The following is a 24598-nucleotide window of genomic DNA, read 5'->3' as shown; positions in this document are numbered from 1 at the left end:
AACCAGCCGTCGTTGGGAATAAGGAAGCCTGCACAAAAAGGAGCAGGCTTTGGATCGGTCGGCGGACGGATGGATCAGCGGCCTCATCGGGGTCATCATCTTCAGCGGGTCGCTGCCCGCCACAAGGGTTGCCGTGCAGCAGTTCGATCCGGTGTTCCTGACCGTCGCCCGGGCCGCTATCGCCGGCATTCTCGGGCTCGGCCTGCTGCTGGCCTTCCGGCAGAAGCGCCCCTCGAGGAACGACCTCGCTTCGCTGGTCATCGTGGCGCTGGGCGTGGTGGTCGGCTTCCCGCTGCTGACGGCGCTGGCACTCCAGCACGTGACGTCGGCGCATTCGATCGTCTTCATTGGCCTCCTGCCGCTGGCGACATCGATCTTCGGCGTCGTGCGCGGCGGCGAGCGGCCAAAGCCGGCGTTCTGGGCATTATCGGTTTTGGGCAGCACGCTTGTTGCGGGGTTCGCGCTGACGCAAGGGCTCACCGCCTCGCCCATCGGCGATGGGCTGATGCTGACCGCCATAATCGTTTGCGGTTTCGGCTATGCGGAAGGCGCCAGGCTTTCCCGGACGCTCGGCGGCTGGCAGGTGATCTCGTGGGCGCTGGTGTTGTCGCTTCCGCTGATGATCGTGCTGACGGTGGCAACGTGGCCACCAACGCTCTCGCAGGTCGAAAGCCCCGCATGGCTCAGCCTCGCCTATGTATCGCTGTTCAGCATGCTCATCGGCTTCGTCTTCTGGTATCGCGGTCTCGCCCAGGGCGGCATCGCCGCAGTCGGCCAGCTCCAGCTCCTGCAGCCGTTCTTCGGCCTGGCGCTGGCGGCGACCCTTCTCCACGAGCCCGTGACCTCAGCCATGCTGGCTGTGACGGTCGCCGTCGTCCTCTGCGTCGCCGGGGCGCGCAGGTTCGCCAGATGAAACGCCTCTGACTGCGTTGTAACCAAACGTTAACGCCTGATAGACTTGGTTTTTCAAGTGCCTGAGTGCACAGCAAAACAAAATCGCATTGTTGTGAAGTAGTTGCTCAGCGCCGCGCGCCGGACGTATGATCTTGATCGTTGGGGGAAAGTCGTTAGCTCGGGAGGAGGAGCAGATGGCTAAGCGCCCCAACTTGCGCCGTGCGTACCGTCTCAAGAACAGGACGCGCCCCGCGTCCGAACCGGAAGAAAAAGGACTCAGTAGACGGGAGTTCTTCAGGCAAGGTGCCGCCGCAGGCGTGCTCGGCGCCGCAGCGTTGAGCGGTGCCGGCGCCGCGATGGCGCAGGAAAAAGCAGACTCCATTCCATGGGACTATGAAGCAGACGTCGTCATCGCCGGCGGCGGGTGCGCCGGTATCACCGCAGCCATAAGGGCGCGGGACCTCGGCGCCACCGTTCTCGTGGTCGATCAGAACTTCGATCTCGGCGGGCGTATGCTGCACAGCGGCTCGTTCCTGTCGCTCGGCGGCGGCGACGCCATCCAGAAGCGGGACATGGAAGGCAGAGGCGATGCCGAGGGGTTCATCACCGTACCTCCGGTCGAGGAGCCGGCGGAGCTCGACGACGACGTCGAGCTGTTGTTCAAAGACATGACCGACTGGTCGATCGTCGACACCAAGGCCCAAAGTCCGTTCAGATACAACGAGCGCGAGCAGAACCGTGCCTGGGCGGAAAACTGCCCGCCGACCCGCGAGTTCCTGATGAGGAACTATATTCGCTTCACCCGGGTGAGCGGCACGCATGGCGGCGGCGGCATGTCGCGAGCCCGGGCGCCGTTCTGCTTCCTGATGCTGGGCGACGTGACCGACATCAAGGCCGGCACCATCACCGCCGAGGATGCGGGCGTCGCCGATGACGAGCGGACCAGCCCGTTGGCCCCGGTCAAGATGGAGGAGGCGACCGAGACGGTCGGCCCCAACGCGGTGCAGAATGGTGTCGCGCTGGCGAGACCCCTGGAGTTCTCGGCGCGCGAGAAGGGCGTGCAGTTCATGCTCCACCGCCACTTCGACGAACTGATCCGCGAACAACCCTCGGCGGGCAGGATACTGGGGATCAGCGCCCATTATTCCCCCAGGATCAACCCCGAGACGGGAGAACGCCTCGAGAGCTACTGGCAGAACGGCAATATCGACGAGCGGCGCGAGGTCGTGCGCATCCGGGCCAAGAAGGCCGTCATCCTCGCCAGCGGCGGGCTTGCCGGCAATCCGGAACTGCGCTCGATGTTCTACCCTGCGATGCGCGAGCCCGCCTTCAACACCAGCGGCTATGCCCTGCAAGGGCCACACGGACAGGACGGCAGTGCCCTGATCGCCGCGCTCAAGGTCGGAGCGAACATGGCTGGCATGCAGCAGAATCTCTCCTATCCCACCACGTTCCATATCCCGACGCGGCTCGGGACCCGGGATGCCTATACCGACATGTATCCGGGTCACCCGACCTTCGTCTTCCGGGGGTCCACTGGTATCAATGTCGGCAATACCGGCTTTGAGGAGTTCATTGCCGTCAACCAGGTCGGCAAGCGCTTCTTCAACGAGGTGCGGCTGCCTATCAGAGGCGGCGCGGCGCGCTATCCGGGGGGACCGGAGTCGGGCGTGCCGAATGCCGGGCTCGACCATATTCCGCTCGATTGGCGTAACTGCCGGCACGAATGGGTGCGGCAGATGTACAGCTATGATCATGGCATGGACGCTGCCTTGGCCATGAACGAGGGATCCCAGCCCCCGCACTACTATTCGGGGCCGCTCTGGGCGATCTTCGACGAGGCCGCGATCGAGCGCACCGGGTGGGAGATGCGCTTCCCCTACGTCAACGAGGAGAACGGCTACTACTTCACCGCCGATACGATTCCCGACCTCGCCGCAAAGATCTACGCCGGGCACCCGTTCCAGCGCGTTCCGCTGAACTACCTCGAAGAAACCGTGGAGACCTGGAACTCCTATGTCGAGGCCGGCGAGGATCCCGATTTCGAACGGCACGTCGAAGCTCCGATGAACGCGATCATGCAGCCGCCCTTCTACGCGCTCTCGATCATGGTCATCTGGCACGACTCCTATGGGGGCCTGCGCGTCAACGGCCGGCAGCAGGTCATCGATACCCAAGGCAGGGCTATCCCCGGTCTTTATGCCGGCGGCGAGGCCGTCGGGGGCATCAACAAGCACGGCTTGGGCAAGGGCCATGTCCATGGCTTCATAGCCGGCACTCACGCCGCAGCGGAAGCCGCGGTCTGATCCCCAATTCCGGTGGGGCGCCGCCCCACCGGAGCCCCGGTTCGAGTGAGTTGAAATGGCAGCACAAGATTCAGAGCGGGATGCGGATTTTCGCGAAGACTCCGGCGACACCGAGGAGTTGGAGCCGCAGGCGGCATGCATTGTCACTGTGGACGTCACACCCGGCAGGATCACCCCGTTCACCGAGCCGGCCGAGCCGGAGACGCAAGAGCTGGAGGCTGATTCCGGGGACGAGGACGCCGGGCCCGCCGAGGTCGATGCGGGCGCCGAGCTGACGCTCATCGGCATCGTCGAATGCCTGCCGGTCCGGGACCTTACGCAACTGTCGCTCCTCATCCAGAACGAGGGCGGCTCGCTTGTGGGCGAAGCCGAGATCTCCGACTTCGACGGCGAGATCAACTTTACGGACGAACTCGTGCTCACGGCACCCCTCGAGCCGGGTGAGCACACCTGGCTCGCCGTGTTGCCGGCCCACACCGCCGATGGCATCGACTACGCCGAGGTCACCACGCCGTTCCGGCTCGTCGTCAAGGCGCACGCGACCAGCATCCTGGTCTGGGATGTCCCCACGGCAATCGTTGCCGGCGAGACCTTCCGCTTCACGCTCGGGGTCAAATGCTCTTCGCAATGCGGACCGACCGGCTGGACCTTCGCCGTCAGCAACGAGCACGGCGACGCAATAGCAACGGGAACGCTCGGCGATGAACCCTGGCCGGGCACGGCTGCGCTCTATTATGCGCAGGTGGAAGCAAGCGCTCCGGCGGCAGAGGGATTGCACGACTGGACCGTGACCGCGCCGGGCGCCGACACGGATATTCCGCATGAACAGCAGACGGCCCGCTTTGGCGTCAGGTCGGTGCGGCAGCCCGAATGCGTCATTTCCGTCGAGGCGATCGACAAGGCGACGCAGGCGCCGATCAAGGGCGCCAAGGTCGTGGTCCATCCCTATCGGGTGTTCACCGATGCTGACGGGCACGCTGAGGTCCGCGTCCCCAAGGGCACCTACAGGATATTCGTTTCCGGTCCCAGGCACGTTCCCTATCGCGCTGACAGCCAAGTGGCGGCCGATACCTCGATCCGCGCCGAACTGACCGTCGACCGGGGGCCGACTGCAGCCGAGCTGTGGGCCTGACACCAGAGCCTTTCCCGTTCCGAAGGAGTCGAACGGGAGCTCCAGGTTTTTGAATGGCCGCGTTTGGAACCGCAGAAGTGGGAAGATGCTTTTGCTGAGAACGCTCCAGAGGAGCGCTCGAAGAAGGAAGGAACCGATCATGCCGAAAGCTGCGATCCGCGTCATTGGTGCATTGCTCGTGACAGCCGCCCCGGCGGCGGCTCTGCCCGCGCTCGCGCAGTCCGAGCTCCTGACGCAGGGCCAACAGCTCTACGAGCAGCATTGCGCCGTGTGCCACCAGCCCGAGGGCCAGGGCGTGGCCGGAAGCTTTCCGGAACTGGCGGGTAACGCCAATCTCGAGGATCTTTCCCTGATCGTGACCAATATCCATGAGGGCAAGGGCGCCATGCCCGCCTTTCCGGACCTGACGGCCGAGGAGATCGCCGCGCTCGCCACCTACGTTCGCAACAGCTGGGGCAATACCTTCGGTGAGGTGGCCGCCGAAGAGGTCACCCCGCTTCTCGACGCCTCGGCTGACACCGGCGACCAGGCGGACACCGGCGACCAGGCTTCGATCTGGGATGGGGTGTTTACCGCCGAGCAGGCGGAGCGGGGCGAAGAGGCGTATGACGCATGCACCAGGTGCCATGGCCGCAGGCTGAACGGGGCGGCCGACGATCCCGACATGAAGTCGACCCCGCCGCTGGCGCGGGCGGCATTCCTGCGCGACTGGAACGGGCGCACACTCGCAACCCTCTTCGAGATGACCAAGACGACGATGCCGCAGAACAACCCGGCATCGCTCCCCGATCAGGAGTATGTGGACATCATCGCCTATATGCTGTCCGTCAGCGAGGCACCGGCCGGCGACACCGAGCTTCCGGTCGATCCCGCGGCACTCGCCCGCATCGTGATCGAAGAGCAACCATGACAAACGCCAACGCACGCTCGCCAACCACATGCCGCAGGGTCTCGGACCGGGCGACGCTGTCGGCGGGTGTGGCTGTCACGCTCTGGCTTCTCGTTTCGGGTGCCGCGCTCGCCCAGGAACCAGCGGGCGATGCGCCTGCGGCGACGACGCCCGGCCAGCAGGAGCCGGGTGATCCCGGCGTCGTCTGCAGCGTTTCAGGCTACGACGTGATCATCCGCAATACGGGGACCGACCCGATTGCCTCAGGCGCGGCGGTAAACTGGTCGGTGCCATTTGCAAGAGTTGAGGGGAGCCACGCGCTCACCGCGGTGCTGGATCCGGGAGGCCGTGTGTTCCTGACCGGAGCGCTCGGCAGCAACTTCCTCAGTTCCAGCGCCGAGTGTGTTGCTGGCATGGCAGGCGAGCCAGACCAACCGGCTGGCGGCGACAACGCCCCAGCGCCGCCGGCAAACTAGAGCGAGATGCAAAAGCGGATACCGGTTCTTTGCAGAAAGTCTCGCGACAACAAGGAGCTAGAGCGCGAGATTTTCAACCAAATCGCATCGCGATCTAGAGCGTAGCCCGGGGCCGCGTTCGACGCGCACGAGACTGCAAAGGAGACGTTCGATGCATGCCCATCTATCCTCGATCTACACAGCAACCACTCTCGCGCTGCTGCTTTCGATTGCGCCGGCATCGGCCGAGGTACTGAATTTCTCGGCTGATCTTACCGGCGCTGCCGAAGTGCCGCCGAACGAGTCCACGGGCACCGGCCGGGTGATCGCCGACTTCGACACCGACACCGGATTGCTGAAGTGGAGCATCAACTACCGGGGTCTCACGGGCCCTGCCACCGCAGCCCATTTCCACGGTCCGGCCAATCCGAACGAGACTGCAGACCCGGTCATCCCCGTCGACATCGCGCTGGCGACTACCGGCGCCGAACCGGACGCGCCGGCGGACGCAGGGCCCGTGGTTCCGGCCGAGCCCACCGGAGAACCCGCAGAGCCACCGCCAGCCGAGACGATGGAGGAGCCGACAGAAGAGCCTGCCCAGTCACCGGCGGAGCAAGCGCCGGTGGAGTTGCCGGCAGCGGAAGCTCCCGAGGAGCCGACGGAAGAACCTGCGATGTCACCGGCGGAACAAGCGCCCGTAGATTCGCCGGCAGCGGAAGCTCCGGAGGAGCCGACGGAAGAGCCTGCAATGTCACCGGCAGAGCAGGCGCCCGTGGAGCCGTCGACGGCGGAGGGCACCGAGGAAACGACAGAGGAACCTGCCGAGCCACCGGCTCCCGACGTCGAACCTGCGCCCGAACCTCAGCCGGGAACACCGACGGGACCGACGACGCAGGTCAGCGGAGAGGCGAAGCTGACCGACGAGCAGGCCGCCGACCTACGGGCGGGCATGTGGTATCTCAACATCCACACAGCCATGTATCCCGACGGCGAGCTGCGCGCGCAACTGCCACCAGAAGCAGAAGACGACTAGAGCCTTTCCCGTTCCGATTGAATCGGAACGGGAGCTCTAAGTGATTGGATTCTCGCGTTTTCGAACCGCAAAAGTGGTGTCCACTTTTGCTGAAAACGCTCTATTGCCTTCCCCGCTCCGATCCAGTCGGAGCGGGAGGTCTAAAATAGACGGTCGCGGCGTCCGGCAATCCTATCACGTGGGCGCCGCGGCGATGGGCGGTAGCGTCGGAACCAAGGCGCTCTCAACGTGAAGAGGCGCTTCTCACTCGGCGGGCGTCGACTGCAGGTGCTGTGGCCAGCGCTCGAGCGCTTCCCGGCCGGCCTTGGTCAGGTCGTAGATGCCGCGATCGGTTCGTGCGAACCAGCCATAGACATTGTGCAGCAATATCTTGGGCGCGTTTGGCCTTTCGGGCTTCAAATCGCGTGGTCGCTTGGGACCATCCGCAAGGGCGGCGGCGCAGGATAAGGCTTCCTGGCGGTAAGCCGTCATGATCGGCGCACGCGAACCGCCGCCGGCGACCGGATCGCCTTGCCGGCGCCGGTGCTCGTCGATCAATCTCGATCGGCGCCGTGGATCGCGGCGCGGCGCCAATGCCACCGGACTGAGCAGTATCTCGACCTTGCCGGCCTGCGAGATGCCGAGCAGGCCAAAGCCGAGACGGCGACAGAGATTGCGAAACCGGACATCGCTCTCCCGCCCCTTGCCTCGTTTCGAAACGCATGCCGCCAGCCAGACTTCATCGCTGACAGCCATACGGTCGACACCCTGCAGGACAAGTTCAAGATTGAACTTCAACTTCAGTTCGCAAACGACCACGATCGGCGGGGAACCATCGCTCAGCGCCAGCAGGTCGCAACCCCCGATTTCGCCCTGGACGACAAAGCCCAGGCTCTCGAGGAAGCCTTTTACAGGGCCGTAAAGGGAGGTTTCCAGCATGCTTCCACCAATCGGTTCACCGGCCCAATGATCGCCGCCTCGGACTGAACGGCAGGTAAACACGATCGCCGCACAGGCGGCATCCGCCCCCGTGCCTCAGCCTGCGCGACGAACTGAGGTGCGCCGCATGGAACGGCGTGAGGCCTTTGCCGTTGTTGCCGTGCACCGGCAGAGGAAACCGCCTTGGCCATGGATAGAGCGGCATGAACGACCGTTTCGTCGCCGTCATCATCTTCTGCCTCGCCTTCTGGGCCTTCATCTGGCTTAGCCCGCAGGATAGTGGCGCCCAGGTCGTCACCCGCCTGGGGCTGACGCTTTCCATCGTTGAGGACGGGCAACTGACCATCGACAAGGTCGCGGCGCGCACGATCGACAAGGCGAAGTTCGGCGGACAGTTTTACGCGGACAAGACGCCGGGCCTTTCCTTCCTCGCCATTCCAGTCGTGGCTGCCGCACGCACCGTGTTCGCGATGCTGGGTTGGTCGACGGACTGGACGGACCCGCAGGTTTTCGACCGCTACGCGGTCGTCGCAACCATCGGAACCAATTGCCTGGTTTCCGCACTCGCGGTTGCTCTCGTCTTCCTCGTTGCGCGACGCCTGGGTGCTCCATCCGCGGGGGCAGTGTTCGCCGCCGGCGCGCTGGCGCTCGGAACTCCGTTTCTGGGGTGGTCCACGGCGTTCTTCTCGCACTCGGTGTCGGGGAGCCTGCTGGTGATCGCGCTGGCGCTGGTGTTCTTGGCGGCGAACGAGAAACGCCTGCTGCTCTGGGGCGCGGCGGGCGTTGTGCTCGGCTATTGCGCCGTGGTCGAGCTCACCACCGCCCCGGCCGCGATGCTGATCGGTCTCCTGGCGCTCGGCCTTGCAGCCCGCGGCGGGAACCTTGTCGCATGCCTTTGCGGGCTGGCGATCGGCGGAACCATCGGCGCAATGCCGCTGGTGCTCTACAATCAGCTCGCCTTCGGCGATCCCTTTGTGCTGGGCTACGCGAACGTGGTCGGCTTCGAGGGCATGCAGCAGGGCTTTTTTGGTGTGGGTCTGCCCGATCCCGCGGTCATTGCCGAACTGCTTTTCGGTACCTATCGCGGGCTGCTGCCGCTCTCACCGATACTGCTCCTGGCCCCGTTCGGGTTGGTAGCCATGGCCAGAAGGCAGGACACGCGGGCGGTGGCAGTGATCGTCATGCTTGCGTTCATCAGTCAGCTCGCCATCAACGCCGGCTATGTCTACTGGAACGGAGGCTGGTCCGTCGGGCCGCGGCATCTCGTTCCGGCCCTGCCGCTTCTTGCGCTGGCATTGGCCTTCGCCTGGCCCCGCGAGGGCGCGGCGCGTATGGTCGCCCTGACCTTGCTCTTCATCAGTCTGGCGATATCGCTGATCTGTGCCGGCGGTGGTATGTCTGCACCGGGCCAGTATCGCAACCCCCTCCTCGAATGGGTGCTGCCTCGCTTCTCTACGCCGGAGGCACTCCTGCGCAGCGCGCCGGTGCTGATGTCCTGGGCGGGCTTTGGCTGGCTCCTCTGGCGTGCGGATAGCGTGGCCAGGCCTCACATCATCGCGGCCCGCGCGGGGTAGCGTCGCGCCCGGCGAACCATGATTGTCACAACAACCTGGAGTTCAACGCGCTCGCTCTCGATGATCGGCGATCACCGCCGCGATGACCTCGAGAGGCACGTTCTCCTCCGGGTGCACGCTCTGGTTGTTGGCCGCGAGCAGCGCGGCTTTCCACAGTGCCCAGACGCGGCCTCGCGCCCAGGTCGCTTCATCCACATTGACCAGCGAACGGAACGCGGCCCGGCTCTCGCCCTCGAGAAACACCCAGGCGAGAACGAGATCGCATGATGGGTCGCCGACGGCGGCGCAGCCGAAGTCGATGACGGCGGAAAGTCGCCCGTCGCGGGCAAGGAAATTGCCGACGGCGATGTCGCCATGGACCCACACCGGCTTCGTTGCGGGGACTTGCGCAGCGGCATCGAGTATGGCGTAGGCCGCCCTCGTGTCGATGTCGCCGTCGAGCGCATCGACGTAACGGCGCGCATCCGCGCCATAGGCCTCCATCGGGTCGGCACCCCGCAGGAAGCTGTGCTGTCCCGGCGCCGGACCTTCCCTCGGGTCGATCGCCTGCAGGGCGTTGAGGAACCTGGCGATGTCCTCCGCCAGTGCCAGCTTGTCGATGTGGCGTGTCACCGACTCGCCGTCGATCCACTGGTAGATGGACCATGACCACGGATAGCCCTCTGCCGGCCCGCCGACCGCGATTGGGACCGGCACTTCGACCGGCAGGTGCGGCGCCAGACGCGGCAGCCAGTGGCTCTCCTTGGCGGCCTGCTCGGCATAACCCTCACCCGAAGGCAACCGCACCTTCATGCGCTCGCCGAGGTGAAACGTCCAGTTGTCCCACCCATCCATCGCGACCGGGCGGATGGGCAGGTCCGCCCATTGCGGGAACTGCTGCGCAACAAGCCGCTGCACGAGGTCGACATCAACCGGGAACTTGCCCGCCTCGAGTTTCGCGTCGCGGTTGCTCATTGGCTTTCCCAAACAATGTGGACGAAAGGGTGCAAGATTGCACCCTGGTGGCGGCGCGCAAGGGAACCGGAGCAATGCGGCTGGGATGCGATGCTATTAGGTGATGCCCGTTCGCAAATGTTCATTGATAGGAACGACTTATAGGACTTCGAGGTAGGAAGTTATAACTCACAGAACAACTTGAAACAACTTCGGTTAAAGACAGATTTGAGTTTATTGCGTTACCATTATGATTGAGTAGATATTGATTTACTGCTCAGGCAACTTTGGTGCTGCCAATGCCTCTTTGCCGGTAGAATTACGCCGCGGGAGGTCGAGCCGAGGGGGTTCGAAAGTGGCAGATTTTGAGACGGCCGATTTCAAGATCGCTTGGGCGAAGGTGCTGGCGCAGGCCGCCGTGAACGAGGCATTTCGAACCCGGCTCGAGAAAGATCCGAAGACGGTCTTGGCAGAACACGGCTATAGCGACGCCACCGATAAACAGATTTCCGATTACGTCAAAACGCATCTGCAGCCAGCGCTCGATGCGCTTGCCCTTTTCCAGGAGCAGCAGTCCAGCGCGGCGAATGCTCAGGGTGTAGGCACCATGTCGACACAGGCAGGAGGACGGACGATGGCGACGGGAGGGGCGGCGACAACCACTGGACCCACGGGCCTTTCGGCCGTGCCCGGAACTGCCGCCGCGACAACTGCGACCTATCCCGGCGCGACCTACCCCGGCGCAAGCTATCCCTGCGGAAGCTATCCGTGTCTGGGCAGTGGGGCGACGACAGGCGGTGCAGCTCAGTCCACCCAGTTGTCCGGCACCATGGCGATGCGTCTTTCCCCCGCAGGCTCCGGTGCGGCGTTCGACTGCTGGGGCTCGGCGGCGACCTTCGGCAGCGTCGGCTCCTTCTGCGGTACGGCAGGCACCGCGGGGACGGCTGGCTCTTTCGGTTCGGCAATCACCGCCGAGACGACACCAACGTCGGGTGGGGCAGGCCGATTGGGTGCAACCTCAGCGACAATGGGGACGGCCACGTCAGGGGCGACAGCAGCCACGATCTCGACAGGCACGACGGGTACCCAGGCGTGTCTACCTTGCTGGGCACCCAGCTCGGGCGCGGTCCGTTCGACTGCGCTGAGCGGTACGATGGCAAGCCGCCTTCAGCCATCGGCCTGCGGGGCGGCATTCGATTGCCTGGGTTCATTCGGGACGGCCGGATCGTTCGGCAGCGTGTGCGGGACGGCCGGTACGGCCGCGACGGCCGGCACGTTCGGCTCGGCAATCACGGCAGAGACCGGGGCATCGATGGGCGGCGCGACGATGGGGGGCACGTCAGCCAGCTCCACCCGACTGTCAGGCACGGCGGCCACCGCGCGTCTCGCTCCGTCCGGCACGGCGGCCCAGTTTGACTGTTGGGGCTCGGCGGCCACCTTCGGCAGTGCCGGCTCGTTCTGTGGCACGGCCGGTACCGCTGGAACGGCAGGAACATTTGGATCGGCCATTACCGCCGAGATGGGCGTGCAGGGTGCGGGTCTTACCAACGCCGGCACGTTGGGATCCTTTGCCACATTCTGCGGCGGTATCGGGCCGCAGAGCAGCAGCCCAAGCGCATCATCCTCGACCTGCTGGGGGACGATGTTCAGCGCTTAGCGCGGGATGCGAAAAAGTGGGAACCGGGCCCCAGATGCTCAGGCCGCAGCTCAAGCGCAAATATCACGTCGAATATGTGAACGGCGAGGGTATATTCCTGCTTGCGGAGCGGGAGAAGTTCGTCCTCGAAGGATCGAGCCTGTTCCACATCGTTCCGTTGCTCGATGGAACCCGCTCCGTCGACGCGATCGTCGAGACGGTCGGACCTTGGGTCGCGCCGCAGGAGGCCTATGATGCGCTCAACGTCCTGCTCCGGGAGGGACACCTGGTGGACGGCGACACCGCTGCGCCAAAGACGGCCGCGGCTTTCTGGTCCGAGTTCGACGTGGACACCCGGTTCCTTCCCAGCTTCCTGTCGTCCTGCTCGGTGGAGGTCCATGCGGTCGGGGACGTCGACCCGACGTCCCTGCGCGGCACGCTGGCTAACGCCGGCCTGCGGTTGGACGGAGCTGGTGTAGCCGGGATCGCGGTGGTCGACGATTACCTCCGCCCGGAGCTCGCGGAGATCAACCGGCATTGTCTTGAACGACGCATGCCCCTGCTCCTGGTCAAACCGGTGGGCGTTTTACTTTGGATCGGGCCGCTGATCGTGCCGGGCCGAACAGCCTGCTGGACATGCCTGGAGGCCCGCCTCAGCGCCAACCGGGAGGTGGAATCCTATGTCGAAGCCAAGAGCGGCCGGCCGGGGCCGTTCCCGGTCAGCAACGCTCGCTTCGGTCTCGGTGAGCTGCAGGCCAACACGATGGCCGCTACCCAGTTCCTGCGATGGCTGGTGACTGGATCGAACCCAGCCATCGAATCGAGGTTCCTTGTCGCCGACCAGGTGTCCTTCTCGTTCAGTTTCCATGATGTTGTGCGCCAACCTCACTGTTCGGCCTGCGGATCCCCCGGGATCACATCGAGGGCGGGCAGCCCGATCGTCCTTAGCGAGAGTGCCGCCTATCGGCAGAGCAACGCCGGCTTGAGATCAGAAGCGCCGGAGGTGACATTCGAGCGTCTCAAGCATCACATCAGCCCCTACTCGGGAGTCGTCAGCCATGTCGAACCGGCGATGTGGCACGCTGCCGGTCCGATCAGAAGCTATGTAGCGGGCCATAATTTCGCACTCAAGAGCGACCAGATCTGGTTCCTGAAGGACGGTTTGCGCACGCGCAGCTCTGGCAAGGGATGGACCGACGCCCAGGCCAAGACGAGTGCGTTGTGCGAAGCACTCGAGCGGTACTCGGGGGTTTTCCGCGACGACAATCCGAGGCTGGTCAGCACCTACACGGCGCTTGGCGAGGATGCGGTCGATCCCCGGACGGCAATGCTCTTCAGTGACCGGCAGTACCAGGAGCGGGAAGCCTGGCAGGCTCGCAACAGCCGGTTCCAGGTGGTGCCGCTGCCATTCCAGGAAGACCACCCGATAAGCTGGACGCCGCTCTGGTCGCTTTCGCGTCAGTGCGTGCGTTACCTGCCCACGAGCTATGTCTATTACAATTTCCCCTACAAGCAGGAGCCGTTCTTCTGTTGGGCGGATTCCAACGGCGCGGCCGCAGGACGAACGCTGAGCGAAGCCATCCTGCAAGGGCTTTTCGAGCTCATCGAGCGAGATGCCGTCTGCCTTTGGTGGTACAACATGGTCCGTCGTCCGGGTGTTGACCTTAACGCGATCGACGACGACCATATCAGCCAGATGAAGGACTTCTACGCCGGCGTCGGTCGGGAATTCTGGGTTCTCGACCTCACGGCCGACCTGGGCGTACCCGTGTTTGTCGCGATCAGCCGGCGCATCAGTGGTCCGACCGAGGACATCATGATGGGTTTCGGTGCTCATCTGGACGCCCGGATCGCGTTGACCAGAGCGCTAACGGAACTCAACCAGTTCATCCCCGCCCTCCTCAATGTCGCTCCCGACGGCACGACCGCCTATGCGCTGGGTGACAATGAGGCGATCCACTGGTGGACGAGCGCGACTATCGCGAACCAACCCTATCTTGAGCCTGCAAGGGGCAAGAAGACCGTTGCCGGCGACAGGAGCCGGCCCCCCGTCGGCCAGACCGACGAGATCCTTGCGGAAATTCTCGCTCGCCTCGATCGTGCAGGCCACGAGGTGATGGTACTCGATCAGACGCGGCCTGATATCGACCTTTGCGTGGTGAAAGTGGTTGCGCCGGGCCTTCGCCATTTCTGGGCCCGGTTTGCGCCGGGACGTCTCTACGACGTTCCTGTCAAGCTCGGCTGGCGGGACTCTGCGACCAGGGAGGGGGATCTCAACCCGATCCCCATGTTCCTGTGAGCGCACAGGTCACGGCGTACGCGGGCATGGCTGTGGCCCTCACCGAGCCGGCCGGAACGATCGGGCAACGTGCGGCCGCTCTTCCCGAGGGTCTGCTGCGGAGCCTGGAGGCCGGTCCTGTCGCCGTGGCCGACATCGACAGAGATTTTGAGACGGTGCTGCCGGAAGTCTATCTGGCACTGCATATCCTCTGGCAGCAGCGGGCGCTTACCCTCCTGGATCGGGCGATCGACCCAGCAATACGGGTCGTATGCGCCATCGAGGATCAGCCGCTCAACCTTGGCACAGCAGGCTTGGCCGCGTCGTGGAGATTGTCGCGCTTTGCCTTCATGCGCGCCGGCCGCGATGGCCGGTTGCGAATCGAGACGCCCCGGCTGCCGGTTGTTGCGGAGATCCTGCGGCCGGAATTGGCGGGTCTGTTTGCGACGTTGGCTGAACCTCAAACCGTTGACGGACTCGCCGACCGCATTCAGTGGCTGGAAGGCCGCGAACATGTCCAGGTGCTTCTGCTCCTCCTCCAAAATGCAGGCGTTGTCGAGGCGTGCGACGGCAACGGGCGGCGACCGGAGGACCTGCGCGCCGACCTGGTACAATGGGAGTTTCACGATCTTCTGTTCCACAGCCGTAGCCGCAAGGGGCGCCATTCGGCTGCGATAGGGGGAGATTTTCGTTTCAGGGGCCAGTTGCCGCCGCAACCCGCCCTAAAGGCCAATCGGTGGAGCGTGAACTCGGTCATGCTGCCCCGGCCTGACATCGCCGCGCTAACGCTCGTGGATCCACCGTTCTCGGCTGTACTGGAGTCGCGACGTTCGATCCGCGATCAGGACTTTGATCGTCCCCTCTCGATCGGCCAGCTTGGCGAGTTTCTGTACCGCGCCGCCCGGGTCCGGGATCGCTTCCAGACTGATATCGGGGAGTTCACGTCCCGACCCTACCCAAGCGGGGGAGCCAGCTACGAGCTCGAGCTCTATGTGACGATCAACGTTTGCATCGGGCTTGGACGCGGCTTCTACTATTATGATGCGGCAGCGCACACCTTGAACCTCATCCAGGCTGCCAATGATGAAGTCGAGGCCTTGCTCGACGAAGCCTGGCTGTCGGCTGCGCGCATGTGCAGACCGCAGGTGCTCATCACGATCGCCAGTCGGTTCCATCGCGTGACCTGGAAGTACTCCGGCATGGCCTATGCGGCGCAGCTCAAGAACGTCGGCGTTCTGTATCAGACACTCTATCTGGTCGCGACGGCGATGAACCTTGCCGGATGCGCGTTGGGACTCGGCAATTCCGAAAGGATGTGCCGCCTCGCTGGCACGAACTATTTCGAGGAGGGATCGATCGGAGAGTTCATGCTTGGAACGGCACGCGAAACCGGCACAGGGTAAGCAGCATGGCTCTCTTTTCAACGCAGGCCCAGGCTGAGGACCTCTACTCCCAATCACTGCTGCTCGCCGGCGCTCGTGACCTCGCCAGCGCGACGTCGGTCGACCATTGGGACCTCGTCGCCCGCCAGTTGGTTGTTCTGCTGGATCAATTCTACGTCCACCTGCCGCTGAAGCGGAGTTCGCTCGGAGTTGATCCGGTTCAAGATGCCAGGCTGCTGGTGGACGAAGTTCCCTTCATGCCGTCGGACGTGGAGTTTTTTCGACGGGTATTCAACATCCTGATCCGGCTCCGAGATCGGCACACTGCTATCCGCTTGCCAAGCCCGTGGCGGGACATGGTCGCGTACTTGCCCTTCGCCGTTGAGAGCTACTTCGATCAGGCTGGGCGTCACCTGGTTGTCAGCAAGATAATGGCCGACACCGGCGACGCCGAGTTCGGTCCAGGCGTCGAGATCACTCACTGGAATGGCACACCCATCCGCCGACATATCGAGGCGCTGAGCTGGAACACTGAAGGCGCCAATCCGTTTGCCCGCGTTGCGATTGCCCTTCGCTCGCTTACCGCCCGGCCGCTCGGCTACATGCCCCAACCCGACGAGGACTGGGTGACAATCACGTATCGCTCGAACAAGGGAGCCCATCGAAGCGTATCGGTTCCATGGCGGATCTATTTCCCCGAAACGGGCAGCGCAGCCAGCATCGCCAATGTCACGGCATCGGCCAACAGGGTTCTGTTTCAGGGGGTCGACCGCAACACATTGATCATCAACAATACCTGGTACGATCTTTTTACCCGCGCGACTCCAGCGACCGAGCGGGCCGGTGCGTCCGACCTCTTCGACGACATCGTCCAGGCCAAGACCGTAGCGACGCCTTCGGGCGAGTGGGGTTATCTCAGGATATTCTCCTTCGAGGTGCCCGATCCCGCTGGTTTCGTGAACAGAGTTGCCGGCCTGCTGAGCCAGCTTCCGCAGAACGGCCTTATCGTCGACGTCAGAGCCAATCCCGGTGGCTCGATCCCCGCGGGTGAAGGGTTGATGCGCCTCTTCACCGGGCGCGTGGTTGAATCGGCCCCCGTAAGCTTCCGCAATACGCAGGCGGTACGGCGGCTCGGAGGTCTTTCGCCTTTCCTGGCCTGGAAGCATTCGCTGGACATGCAGTACGAAACCGGTGACGTGTTCTCACAGGGTTTTGCGCTGACACCCGATGAGATCGGTCCCAGGGGCGTGTATTCGGGCCGGGTTGTCGTGATCATCGATGCGCTCTGCTACAGCACCACTGATTTCTTCGCCGCCGGGATGCAGGACAATGGACTTGCGGAAATTCTGGGGGTCGATCCGGTCACGGGTGCGGGCGGCGCCAATGTGTGGAACCATGGCGTTCTCGGCCAGTTCGCGGCCCAAGGCGGTGGTTCAGACATCCAGCCTCTGCCTTCCAACATAGACATCGACCTGTCTGTAAGACGGTCGACGCGTGTCGGCCCCAGCCTCGGGCTGCCGCTGGAAGGCTTGGGCGTCTTCGCCGACCATCAGTATCAACTGACGCGAAGGGACGTGCTGGAGAACAATGAAGACCTGATAGCCTTCGCTGGAGGGATTCTGGCCGCCGGCGGCTGAATGCTGTGGTGGCGGGGAGCAAAGCGGACGCAGCTGCCGCGAGCGGGACCGGAACTTCAACCGGCAGGTGCGGCTGCTCAAGGTCGCTGCGTTCGCTCGATGAACTCACCCATCAGCGCGGCCGACGCCTCGGCGTGCGTTTCGAGCAGGAAATGTCCGCCGTCGAGGATGTGGGCTTCCATGCGCGGAAAATCCTCGATCCAGGAGAGCGTTTCGGCGATGTCGAAGAAGGCGTCGTGGCGGCCCCAGATCATCAGCGCCGGCGGCCGCCGCTCCTTGAAATATTCGCCGATCTCGTCGAACCGGGCGACGTATTTGCCGTAGTCGGCAAGAAGGGCGCGCTGCATCTCCATGCGGCCGGGCAGGTTCAAAATCCTCCAGTCTTCGACCCAGGGCTCACCCTCGATCCGGGCGACGACATCTGCCGGCACGTCGCGCGTATACTGGGCGCGCGTGTCTTCGAAGGTGAGAAACGATGTCGCCTCAGCCTTTTTCTCCGGGGTGGGATCGGACCAGTAGGCGAACGTTGCTTCCCATTGCGGTGCAAAGCCGGTGTGGTGCGCGTTGGCGTTCTGGATGATGAGGCCCGACACCAGCTCGGGCGATTGCATGGCGATCCGCAATCCGACGGGCGCACCCCAATCGTGCAGATAGATGAAACGTTGCCCAACCTCGAGGTGGCGCAACAGCTCGGTGACGGCGTCGCCGAGCGCTGCAAACGAAGGCTCGGCAAGAGGGTCGGATTGTCCGTATCCGGGCAGGTCCGGCGCGACCACGTAGGCGACGCGCGACAGCACGGGTATCACGTCGCGGAACGTCTTGGATGAACTGGCGTAACCGTGCAGCAGCAAGAGAGCGGGGTTCGCTCTATCGCCTGCGGTAACGTAGGTAAGCTCGGTTCCGCTGGAGAGACGCAATCGCTGTTGGACGGTTTCATGATGGGTCTGCATATCTCATCTCCTGGGTTTGCCGTCAGCGATGAAACCTGATAATTGGATTAATACGGTTACAGCGCTGTAACCGCATAATGCCTTTGAAAAGGTTACGTTCCCTGTCGAGCGATCACACGGCCTGGGTGCCGGAGCACTTCATAGGCGGTCATCCCGCCCTCGACCTTGCCAACGCCGTGTTCAATCGGCGGTGGCCCGAGGAGGATAACGAACTGCTCAAATCCGCCCGGGATATCGGAAACTGGTTCAAAGCATCGGGCCTTGCCGATGCGCGCCAGGCAGGAGCGGTCGCCAGGATACCGGGTGAAGCGTTCGTGGAACGGGTGCACGCGCTGCGCGAAGTGTCGGCCCGAGTCTTCGGGGCGATCGCCGCGGGCAAGGCCCCTGCGATGGAGGCGCTGGGGTTCCTCTTTTCCGCAGCGGCAAGCGGGCTTTCCGCCGGGGACATTACGCCGAACGGCGCGCGCCCGGAACTCTCCCCTAGTGAATGGCGGCACCCGGACGCCGTCACGGCGTTCCTCGCCCTGCTATCGGTCGAAGCTTTCTTTACCCTGCCGCGCGAAAGGCTGCGCTCCTGTCCGCGCTGCGGCTGGCTGTTCCTCGACACCTCCCGCGGCGGCAAACGCCGCTGGTGCAGCATGCGGACCTGCGGCAACCGCGAGAAGGTGTCGCGGCACAGGGAGCATGACTAGAGCAACGTGCGCAAAGGTGGCTACCGGCTTTGCGCAAAAAACGTTGCGACAACAAAGACTAGAGCCGGCGTTCTGAATTCGTCAGAACGCGCAAGGCTCTAGAGTTTGTCAGCATGGGTCGTGCGGTGCTTTCCATTGGCGGCAACGAGGAATCCTCGCGCAGAGGAGGTGGCGAACTCCGTCGTCTTCCTTGCATCCGACGAGAGTTCCCGCCTTCAGGCGACGGAAATCGTCGTCGGTGGCGGCACGACCGGAGCCCTCTCCGGGTCACCGCGCTATGTGCGCGGGGAAGGTCCTAAGCCAGGCCAAGTTACTCCAGGTCATTCCTTGATCTGCGGCGCCTGGCTTAACGGCAGGCAGCATCAGTGCGCCATGTGCGCGTCGACAGCCATGGCATCGCAGGACACCGCAGGATTGAAATCGGCATCTCGGGCCTCGCGACATCAATCACCGCGTCCTCGATATAGCCGACATTGACATAATGGATGCCCTGCGGCGCCGCAACATCGGCAAGTCATCGGGGGACCGTGTACTGCTGCATATTTGGGGCAGGAACGAACCGGTGTGGCCGGGGTTGATAGTTGCGCTCCGGAGATCCCGCCCATGCCTTTCCTGTCGATCGTACGCTTTCTGGCAACGCTGGTGTCATTGGGGCTGCTTGGCCTGACCGCATACCTCCTCTGGGCCTGGTACGAAGGAGACCTGGTGCGGCAGGCAGACGGCGACCTGGTCCGGGTTCGGGAGGACTGGTGGCTCTGGGTGGCGGTGGGCCTCGGGCTCTTCTCGTTTTTGGGCAAGTTCCTCGTGGTTCCTCTCCTCGCCCGACCCGACAAGAGTGAGCGCTCGCGGCCCGAGCGCGGCGCCGGGCAGATCGTCGAACAGCCGGGTGGCTCGGAAATCTATATCGAAGAGACGGGATTGCAGAGCGGCCCGACGCTCATCCTCACGCATGGCTGGGCGCTCGACAGCACCATCTGGCACTACGCCAGGCAATCTCTCGGCAAGTCCTTCCGGATCATCGTCTGGGACCTGCCGGGCCTTGGCCGATCGAAGGGCCGCATTTCGCTCGAAAGCTTTGCGGCCGAACTCGGTTCGATCATCCTGCGCTCGGGTGCCGACAAGGTGGTCCTCGTCGGGCACAGCATAGGCGGCATGACCATCCAGACGCTGGCTCGCGATCGTCCTGAGCTCTTCCTCGAGCGCGTTGCCGGCGCGGTGCTGCTCAACACCACCTATACCAACCCACTCAAGACCATGATCCTGTCGGGCTTCGTGCAGGCGATCCGCTGGCCGCTGCTCGAGCCTCTCATGCGGCTCACCATCCTCCTGCAGCCGCTTGCCTGGCTCAGCGCCTGGCAAAGCTATCTCAGTGGAACGGCCCATATCGCCAACCGCCTCGGGTTCGGCAAATACGTGACCCGCAGCCAACTCAACCACGTCACGCTGCTGGCGACGAGGAATCCGCCGGGCGAGGTGCAAAAGGGGAACCTCGCCATGTTCCGCTGGAACGCCACGGGAGCATTGCGGGATACCGATGTACCGATACTGGTCATAGCGGGGGAAGCCGACATCGTCACCAGGCCGGACGCGAGCCGGGAGCTTGCCCGACAGGCGCCGCGCGCTCAGTTCGAGGTGATCGAAGGCGTCAATCACATGGGCATGCTGGAGCGGGCCGACCAGTACAATTCAGCGATCAGCGCCTTCGTCGAGCGCGTGCTGCCAAAGAGCGCATAGGCGCAAGGCGAGGAGGGCGGCGCAACGAACGCGACGCAAGCGAGGTATGGCCGCGCGATGAGCGGGGCAATGCTGTCCGAGCGGGAGGGTGGTCAGGCCATGTGCGACAGTCCGGCGCTCTCACGCGGCGAGAAGGCGCTCGTCGAGAAACTGTCGAAGGGAGATGCTGAGCCCTTCAACGTCATGTCCGACGATGACGGTCAGGGACGTCGAGGCGTGAAAGACGTAAGAGGGGGGCCGCGTTTCCCGCGGCCCAGATTCGTCAATGTTTGAGCGCGTCTCGAGCAGCATCCTTGGCCTTGCCAACGCCTTTCTGAATGCTGCCCTCCGCCTTGTCGGCCTTGCCATCGGCGCGCATCTTGTCGTCGCCGGTCGCCTTGCCGACCTTGTCCTTCACTTCTCCGCGCAATTTTTTGCCGGAGCCCTTTACCTCATCCTTGTGCACAGTCGTTCCTCCATGGTTGGGGAACATCAACAGAACAGATGCGTGGAAGTTCCTCGTCGATGAAATTGTGATGGCGGGCCATGGCGAAGCGTCGGCGGAATGCGAAGCCCGCTGGCTGACAAACAGCGCCCGCGGCCAGGGGTAAATCCGGGCGCCTCTCAAAGTGGTCAGCGGATCGGCCTTCCGGGAAAGGGGCGCTTGCGCCCACAGCTCACTCAGCCTTCGCAAGGTATTCGGCATGGACGATGCCGGAGCCCAGACGCCTGAGATCTGCGAGCTCGAAGGCCGAGGCATAGCCTGCCGGGAAAAGCCTGGTGCCGCGCCCGAGAACGGTGGGGTAGATCAGCATGTGCACCTTGTCGACTAGGCCCTGCGGTAGCAGCGAATGGACGAGCCCTGCGCTGCCATAGACGACGATATCGCCCCCGCTCTCGGCCTTCAGATCACGCACGGCACCGACCACATCCCCCGACAGGACCGAAGTGTTCGTCCACGTCGCATCCTTGAGCGTGTTCGAGGCGACGTATTTGCGCATGGCGTTGAGCTTCTTGGCAAAGCCCGCCGGATCGTCGATGGTCGGCCACACCGGGGCGAACCCCTCATAGGTGGTCCGGCCCAGCAACACGATGTCGGCCGCCCAAAGCTCCTCATGCATGATCTCGTCGCCCTCGGGGCCACGGCTGAAGGGGCCGACCCAGTTGCCAAGGCCGGAGTTTTCCATGCCGACGGGGTCCTGAACGACACCGTCGAGGGAACTGTAGACGCTCACCACCAATTTGCGCGGCATGCGGGTCTCCATTGCTTTTCCATTTCGCGACGGCCGGAACCTAGTCGACGCCCTGATTCCTGTATTGAACGAAAGCGACAGCGGCTCAGCCAGCCTCCCGCGAGATCCGGCGCGGCGTCTGCCCCATGAAGCGCTTCAGCGATCGCGTGAGGTGCGCCTGGTCGGCGTAACCGGCCTCGATGACGACATCTGCAATGGGTGCTCCGGCATCCAGCAACGCTGTTGCCCTCTGCGCCCGATTGATCTGCCGGATCGTGCCGAGAGTCAGTCCCGTTGCCGCGCGAACGCGGCGTTCCCTGGTGCGCCGGGAGAGGTCTGTTGCCCTCTCCTCCATGATCTCCACGACGATGGGATCGAAGGCGATAAGTTTCTTACGCGCAAGCCGCCCGAGAAAAACCTCGACGTTCTCGTAGCCGGGAATCTCCCAGTCCGAGCCATCGAGCTGGAACGTGCCTCGGGCAGACGCAGGCACGGTCAGGTCGCGGTCGACGAGCCTTGAAACGGGCAGGGCGGGCATGAACGCACCCAGTTTGAACCAGACCCCAACGAACGCCGCGTCCACGGGGATCGGCACTGCCGTCGCCCTGGTCTCCGGGCCCCGCAGGGTGACGTGCGTCTTACCCGCCTGCTGCCAGATCACGATCTGCCAGTGAGTTGCGGCGACCGAAATGAACGCCGGGGAGGAGACGCTGCGCGCTCGCCAGACCTTGTCGACAAAGGGTGAATCGGCCGCCCGCTCTTCGATGTGAAACAGCTTTTCTGCGCGTTGCATTCGGATCGTCGCATCCCTGTTGGTACTCATAGGACGATTGACCAGGGGCCGAGACGACAATCGCTGCCGGAAAAGCGCGAACCTTGCAGCCTACCTACTATTAGGTAGGTAACGTTATGACCAACCTGTCCACGACATCCGACGATATCCTTGCCTGTGCCCGCTCGCTGATTATCGCAGGGGGGTACAACGGGTTCAGCTATGCGGACATTGCCGAGGTCGTCGGCATCCGCAAGGCCAGCATCCACCATCATTTTCCAAGCAAGGTCGACCTGGTGCGCACGCTGGTCTTTCGTTATCGCGAGGAGGCGCGGGCCGGGTTCGCCGAGCTTGAACGGACGGCCGCAGACCCGCGCGACCAGCTTTCAAGCTACGTCGGTTACTGGGAAAAGTGCATTGCGGATGCAAGCGCACCCTTCTGCGTATGCGCGCTTCTGGCCAGCGAACTGCCGGTGTTGCCGGCCGAAGTGGCTGGCGAAGTGCGTCTTCATTTCGAGACTTTGTCGGAATGGCTCACATCCGTATTTGAACGCGGTGCCGAAGTGGGGATCTTTCGACTTTCAAACCCGCCCCAGGCCGAAGCAGAGGCCTTCATGGCTGCGGTGCACGGCGGGATGTTGTCCGCACGGGTGCACGACGAAGCTCTTCGGCATGATCACCGCTTCGATGCTCGATCGCCTCTCCAACTGACCCAACTCGGCCATCACATCAGGCCGCATTCCACCTACCAACTAGTAGATAGAGAAAATGACGACAATTGATGACTTCGCCCGATCAACTCAGGATCGCTGGCTCACCTCGTATTACCTCTCCCGCGCGGCATTCTCTGCGGCCTGGGTGGCATCCGCTCTAACGCTCGGCCAACACTATGCCGTTCCTGGCGCCATCCTGCTGGTGATCTACCCGTTCTGGGATGCTGGGGCCAACTATGTCGACGCCGTCCGCAACGGCGGGTTAGCTCGCAACCGCACGCAAGCCTTCAATGTTTTCGTCAGCCTGGCCACGACAGTGGCAGTGCTCGTGGCTCTGCAGATCGGCCTCAACACTGTCCTCACGGTATTTGGTGCGTGGGCTATCCTATCGGGCCTGCTGCAACTGGGCACCGCGGTCCGCCGCTGGAAATCTTCTGGCGCACAATGGGCAATGGCCCTGAGCGGCGGTCAATCAGCACTTGCCGGCGCGTTTTTCGTCGTCCAGGCGCAACAGCCTGTACCAGCGGTGATCCCTGTGATTGCGGGATACGCGGCCTTCGGCGCCGTCTATTTTCTCGTTTCGGCAATATCGCTGGTCATTGGCAGGAGATTGCGCAAGCAGCGGTAGTGGCTTCGCACAGGAGTTATGACGCCTTGGTGGTTGGTTAAGTCCTCTGCGCAGAGGTGCTGGCTACCAAGCATTGCGCCAGCCCCTGCCACACGGCATCCAACAGCTACCGCACCCCCGTCCCGCGCAGGTTCCACGCTCGGCCTGGGTCCTCGCGTCGAGGCGCGAGGATGACGGCGGTGGGGGTGCGGTCGTGGTGGCCGGCGGAGAGATCGGGAGTGCTCATCCACGGGCCTCAGGCGATAATGTGGAGACGCCGCGAAGGCTTTCGCACTGCCGCCCCACCACCCCACGATGTCATCCTCGCGCTTCGACGCGAGGACCCAGGCGGTGTGTGCAGCTGTGCTCAGAGGGTTGGGTGCGGTAGGAAGAGTGCTCACCGGCACGGCGCGAGTGCGAAGTGACTTCGGGGAGCGACAAGGCTAGGCTCGCATGCCCTTCGCCAGCACGAAGAGCGCGCGCCATGCCCCGCTTACTCGCCGTCTACACCATGAACCGGAAGACCTCGCCCGCTTTCGCAGCCTCCCCAAATCCGAGCAGGACGCGATCGACGCCGCCGGTCGAAGCAGTGGGCGGAATGGGAGGCGAGGAACGCCGCATCGTCCCCCGATCGTGGCGGCATGGTCGGCAAGACGACGCGCGTGACCAAGGACGGCATCGCCGGCGCCGTGAGCCCCTTCTGCGGCTACATCGTCGTCGAAGCCGGGAGCATCGAGGCTGCCGCCCGCCCCTTCGAGAACCACCCGCATTTTTCTGTGTTTCCGGGGGATGGGGTGGACATCATGCCGTTTCTTACGGATCCGCGGCGTAGCCCTCCATCCATAGGTCACG

Annotated in this window: 21 protein-coding genes and 2 pseudogenes; 15 read left to right on the top strand and 8 right to left on the bottom strand. The window is 63.7% G+C overall.

Features of this window, described 5'->3' with window-relative positions; translation table 11 throughout:
* The first annotated feature begins 49 nt into the window (after window positions 1-49).
* From QQK18_RS06050 to QQK18_RS06025, 6 genes are all read left to right on the top strand, one after another.
* Window positions 50-913 carry a DMT family transporter gene (locus QQK18_RS06050; protein WP_284339408.1) on the top strand — a complete coding sequence of 288 codons (864 nt, stop codon included), beginning with the start codon at window positions 50-52 and terminating at the stop codon, window positions 911-913.
* A 175-nt stretch (window positions 914-1088) separates the two neighbouring features.
* Window positions 1089-3200: an FAD-dependent oxidoreductase gene (locus QQK18_RS06045; protein ID WP_284339407.1), complete on the top strand. Its 2112-nt coding sequence runs from the start codon at window positions 1089-1091 to the stop codon at window positions 3198-3200.
* Window positions 3201-3255: 55 nt separating this feature from the next.
* On the top strand, window positions 3256-4332 hold the full coding sequence (locus tag QQK18_RS06040) for a carboxypeptidase-like regulatory domain-containing protein (protein ID WP_284339406.1): 1077 nt from the start codon (window positions 3256-3258) through the stop codon (window positions 4330-4332).
* 139 nt (window positions 4333-4471) lie between these two features.
* Entirely contained in the window at window positions 4472-5242 is a 771-nt protein-coding gene (locus QQK18_RS06035) for a c-type cytochrome (protein WP_284339404.1), read from the top strand.
* Window positions 5239-5697: a hypothetical protein gene (locus QQK18_RS06030; RefSeq protein ID WP_284339403.1), complete on the top strand. Its 459-nt coding sequence runs from the start codon at window positions 5239-5241 to the stop codon at window positions 5695-5697. The genes QQK18_RS06035 and QQK18_RS06030 overlap by 4 nt, the downstream gene beginning before the upstream one ends.
* Window positions 5698-5848: 151 nt before the next feature.
* Window positions 5849-6709, top strand: a complete 861-nt coding sequence (locus QQK18_RS06025; RefSeq protein ID WP_284339402.1) for a CHRD domain-containing protein — start codon at window positions 5849-5851, stop codon at window positions 6707-6709.
* 243 nt (window positions 6710-6952) lie between these two features.
* On the opposite strand, the gene QQK18_RS06020 is transcribed toward QQK18_RS06025, so the two are convergent.
* Window positions 6953-7627, bottom strand: a complete 675-nt coding sequence (locus QQK18_RS06020; protein ID WP_284339401.1) for a DUF2161 domain-containing phosphodiesterase — start codon at window positions 7625-7627, stop codon at window positions 6953-6955.
* 203 nt (window positions 7628-7830) lie between these two features.
* Here QQK18_RS06020 and QQK18_RS06015 point away from each other — a divergent pair, with 203 nt between their 5' ends.
* On the top strand, window positions 7831-9201 hold the full coding sequence (locus QQK18_RS06015; protein ID WP_284339400.1) for a hypothetical protein: 1371 nt from the start codon (window positions 7831-7833) through the stop codon (window positions 9199-9201).
* Window positions 9202-9243: 42 nt separating this feature from the next.
* Here the strand turns inward: QQK18_RS06015 and QQK18_RS06010 are convergent, their stop codons facing one another.
* From QQK18_RS06010 to QQK18_RS06000, 3 genes are all read right to left on the bottom strand, one after another.
* On the bottom strand, window positions 9244-10155 hold the full coding sequence (locus QQK18_RS06010) for an aminoglycoside phosphotransferase family protein (protein ID WP_284339399.1): 912 nt from the start codon (window positions 10153-10155) through the stop codon (window positions 9244-9246).
* A 783-nt stretch (window positions 10156-10938) separates the two neighbouring features.
* Window positions 10939-11211, bottom strand: a complete 273-nt coding sequence (locus QQK18_RS06005; protein WP_284339398.1) for a hypothetical protein — start codon at window positions 11209-11211, stop codon at window positions 10939-10941.
* Window positions 11212-11301: 90 nt separating this feature from the next.
* Window positions 11302-11691, bottom strand: a complete 390-nt coding sequence (locus QQK18_RS06000; RefSeq protein ID WP_284339397.1) for a hypothetical protein — start codon at window positions 11689-11691, stop codon at window positions 11302-11304.
* A gap of 134 nt (window positions 11692-11825) precedes the next feature.
* On the opposite strand from QQK18_RS06000, the gene QQK18_RS05995 reads away from it, so the two are divergent.
* The 3 genes from QQK18_RS05995 to QQK18_RS05985 are packed head-to-tail and all read left to right on the top strand — an operon-like array spanning window position 11826 to window position 17067.
* Window positions 11826-14069 (top strand): TOMM precursor leader peptide-binding protein, encoded by a 2244-nt coding sequence (locus tag QQK18_RS05995; RefSeq protein WP_284339396.1) that lies wholly within the window; start codon window positions 11826-11828, stop codon window positions 14067-14069.
* A gap of 26 nt (window positions 14070-14095) precedes the next feature.
* Complete coding sequence (locus QQK18_RS05990; protein ID WP_284339395.1) at window positions 14096-15451, top strand: SagB/ThcOx family dehydrogenase; 1356 nt, start codon at window positions 14096-14098, stop codon at window positions 15449-15451.
* 5 nt (window positions 15452-15456) lie between these two features.
* On the top strand, window positions 15457-17067 hold the full coding sequence (locus QQK18_RS05985) for a S41 family peptidase (protein ID WP_284339394.1): 1611 nt from the start codon (window positions 15457-15459) through the stop codon (window positions 17065-17067).
* A 77-nt stretch (window positions 17068-17144) separates the two neighbouring features.
* Here QQK18_RS05985 and QQK18_RS05980 read toward each other — a convergent pair whose 3' ends face one another.
* Window positions 17145-18017, bottom strand: a complete 873-nt coding sequence (locus QQK18_RS05980) for an alpha/beta fold hydrolase (RefSeq protein WP_284339393.1) — start codon at window positions 18015-18017, stop codon at window positions 17145-17147.
* An 83-nt stretch (window positions 18018-18100) separates the two neighbouring features.
* Between QQK18_RS05980 and QQK18_RS05975 the strand changes: the two genes are divergently transcribed.
* Both QQK18_RS05975 and QQK18_RS05970 read left to right on the top strand, forming a co-directional pair.
* The gene (locus tag QQK18_RS05975; RefSeq protein WP_284339392.1) at window positions 18101-18709 is read left to right on the top strand and encodes a CGNR zinc finger domain-containing protein; all 609 of its coding nucleotides are present in this window, start codon (window positions 18101-18103) and stop codon (window positions 18707-18709) included.
* Window positions 18710-19312: 603 nt separating this feature from the next.
* Window positions 19313-20443 carry an alpha/beta fold hydrolase gene (locus QQK18_RS05970; protein WP_284339391.1) on the top strand — a complete coding sequence of 377 codons (1131 nt, stop codon included), beginning with the start codon at window positions 19313-19315 and terminating at the stop codon, window positions 20441-20443.
* Window positions 20444-20705: 262 nt separating this feature from the next.
* Here QQK18_RS05970 and QQK18_RS27375 read toward each other — a convergent pair whose 3' ends face one another.
* From QQK18_RS27375 to QQK18_RS05955, 3 genes are all read right to left on the bottom strand, one after another.
* Entirely contained in the window at window positions 20706-21128 is a 423-nt protein-coding gene (locus QQK18_RS27375; protein WP_348523208.1) for a CsbD family protein, read from the bottom strand.
* Complete coding sequence (locus QQK18_RS05960) at window positions 21100-21675, bottom strand: dihydrofolate reductase family protein (RefSeq protein ID WP_284339390.1); 576 nt, start codon at window positions 21673-21675, stop codon at window positions 21100-21102. Before QQK18_RS05960 ends, QQK18_RS27375 begins: the two co-directional genes overlap by 29 nt.
* A gap of 85 nt (window positions 21676-21760) precedes the next feature.
* On the bottom strand, window positions 21761-22447 hold the full coding sequence (locus QQK18_RS05955; RefSeq protein WP_284339389.1) for a helix-turn-helix domain-containing protein: 687 nt from the start codon (window positions 22445-22447) through the stop codon (window positions 21761-21763).
* 116 nt (window positions 22448-22563) lie between these two features.
* Here QQK18_RS05955 and QQK18_RS05950 point away from each other — a divergent pair.
* The 3 genes and pseudogenes from QQK18_RS05950 to QQK18_RS05940 form a co-directional block, all read left to right on the top strand.
* Window positions 22564-23137, top strand: a pseudogene (locus tag QQK18_RS05950) (TetR/AcrR family transcriptional regulator).
* Window positions 23138-23194: 57 nt separating this feature from the next.
* Entirely contained in the window at window positions 23195-23767 is a 573-nt protein-coding gene (locus QQK18_RS05945) for a DUF308 domain-containing protein (RefSeq protein WP_284339388.1), read from the top strand.
* Between the two features lie 463 nt (window positions 23768-24230).
* Window positions 24231-24564 (top strand): annotated as a pseudogene (locus QQK18_RS05940) (hypothetical protein); the annotation flags it as partial.
* Between the last annotated feature and the right edge of the window lie 34 nt (window positions 24565-24598).

The sequence above is a fragment of the Devosia nitrariae genome (assembly GCF_030160115.1).
Taxonomy (GTDB): domain Bacteria; phylum Pseudomonadota; class Alphaproteobacteria; order Rhizobiales; family Devosiaceae; genus Devosia; species Devosia nitrariae.
Note: the sequence above shows the minus strand (reverse complement) of the source record. Positions and strands in the feature narration are given on the sequence as shown.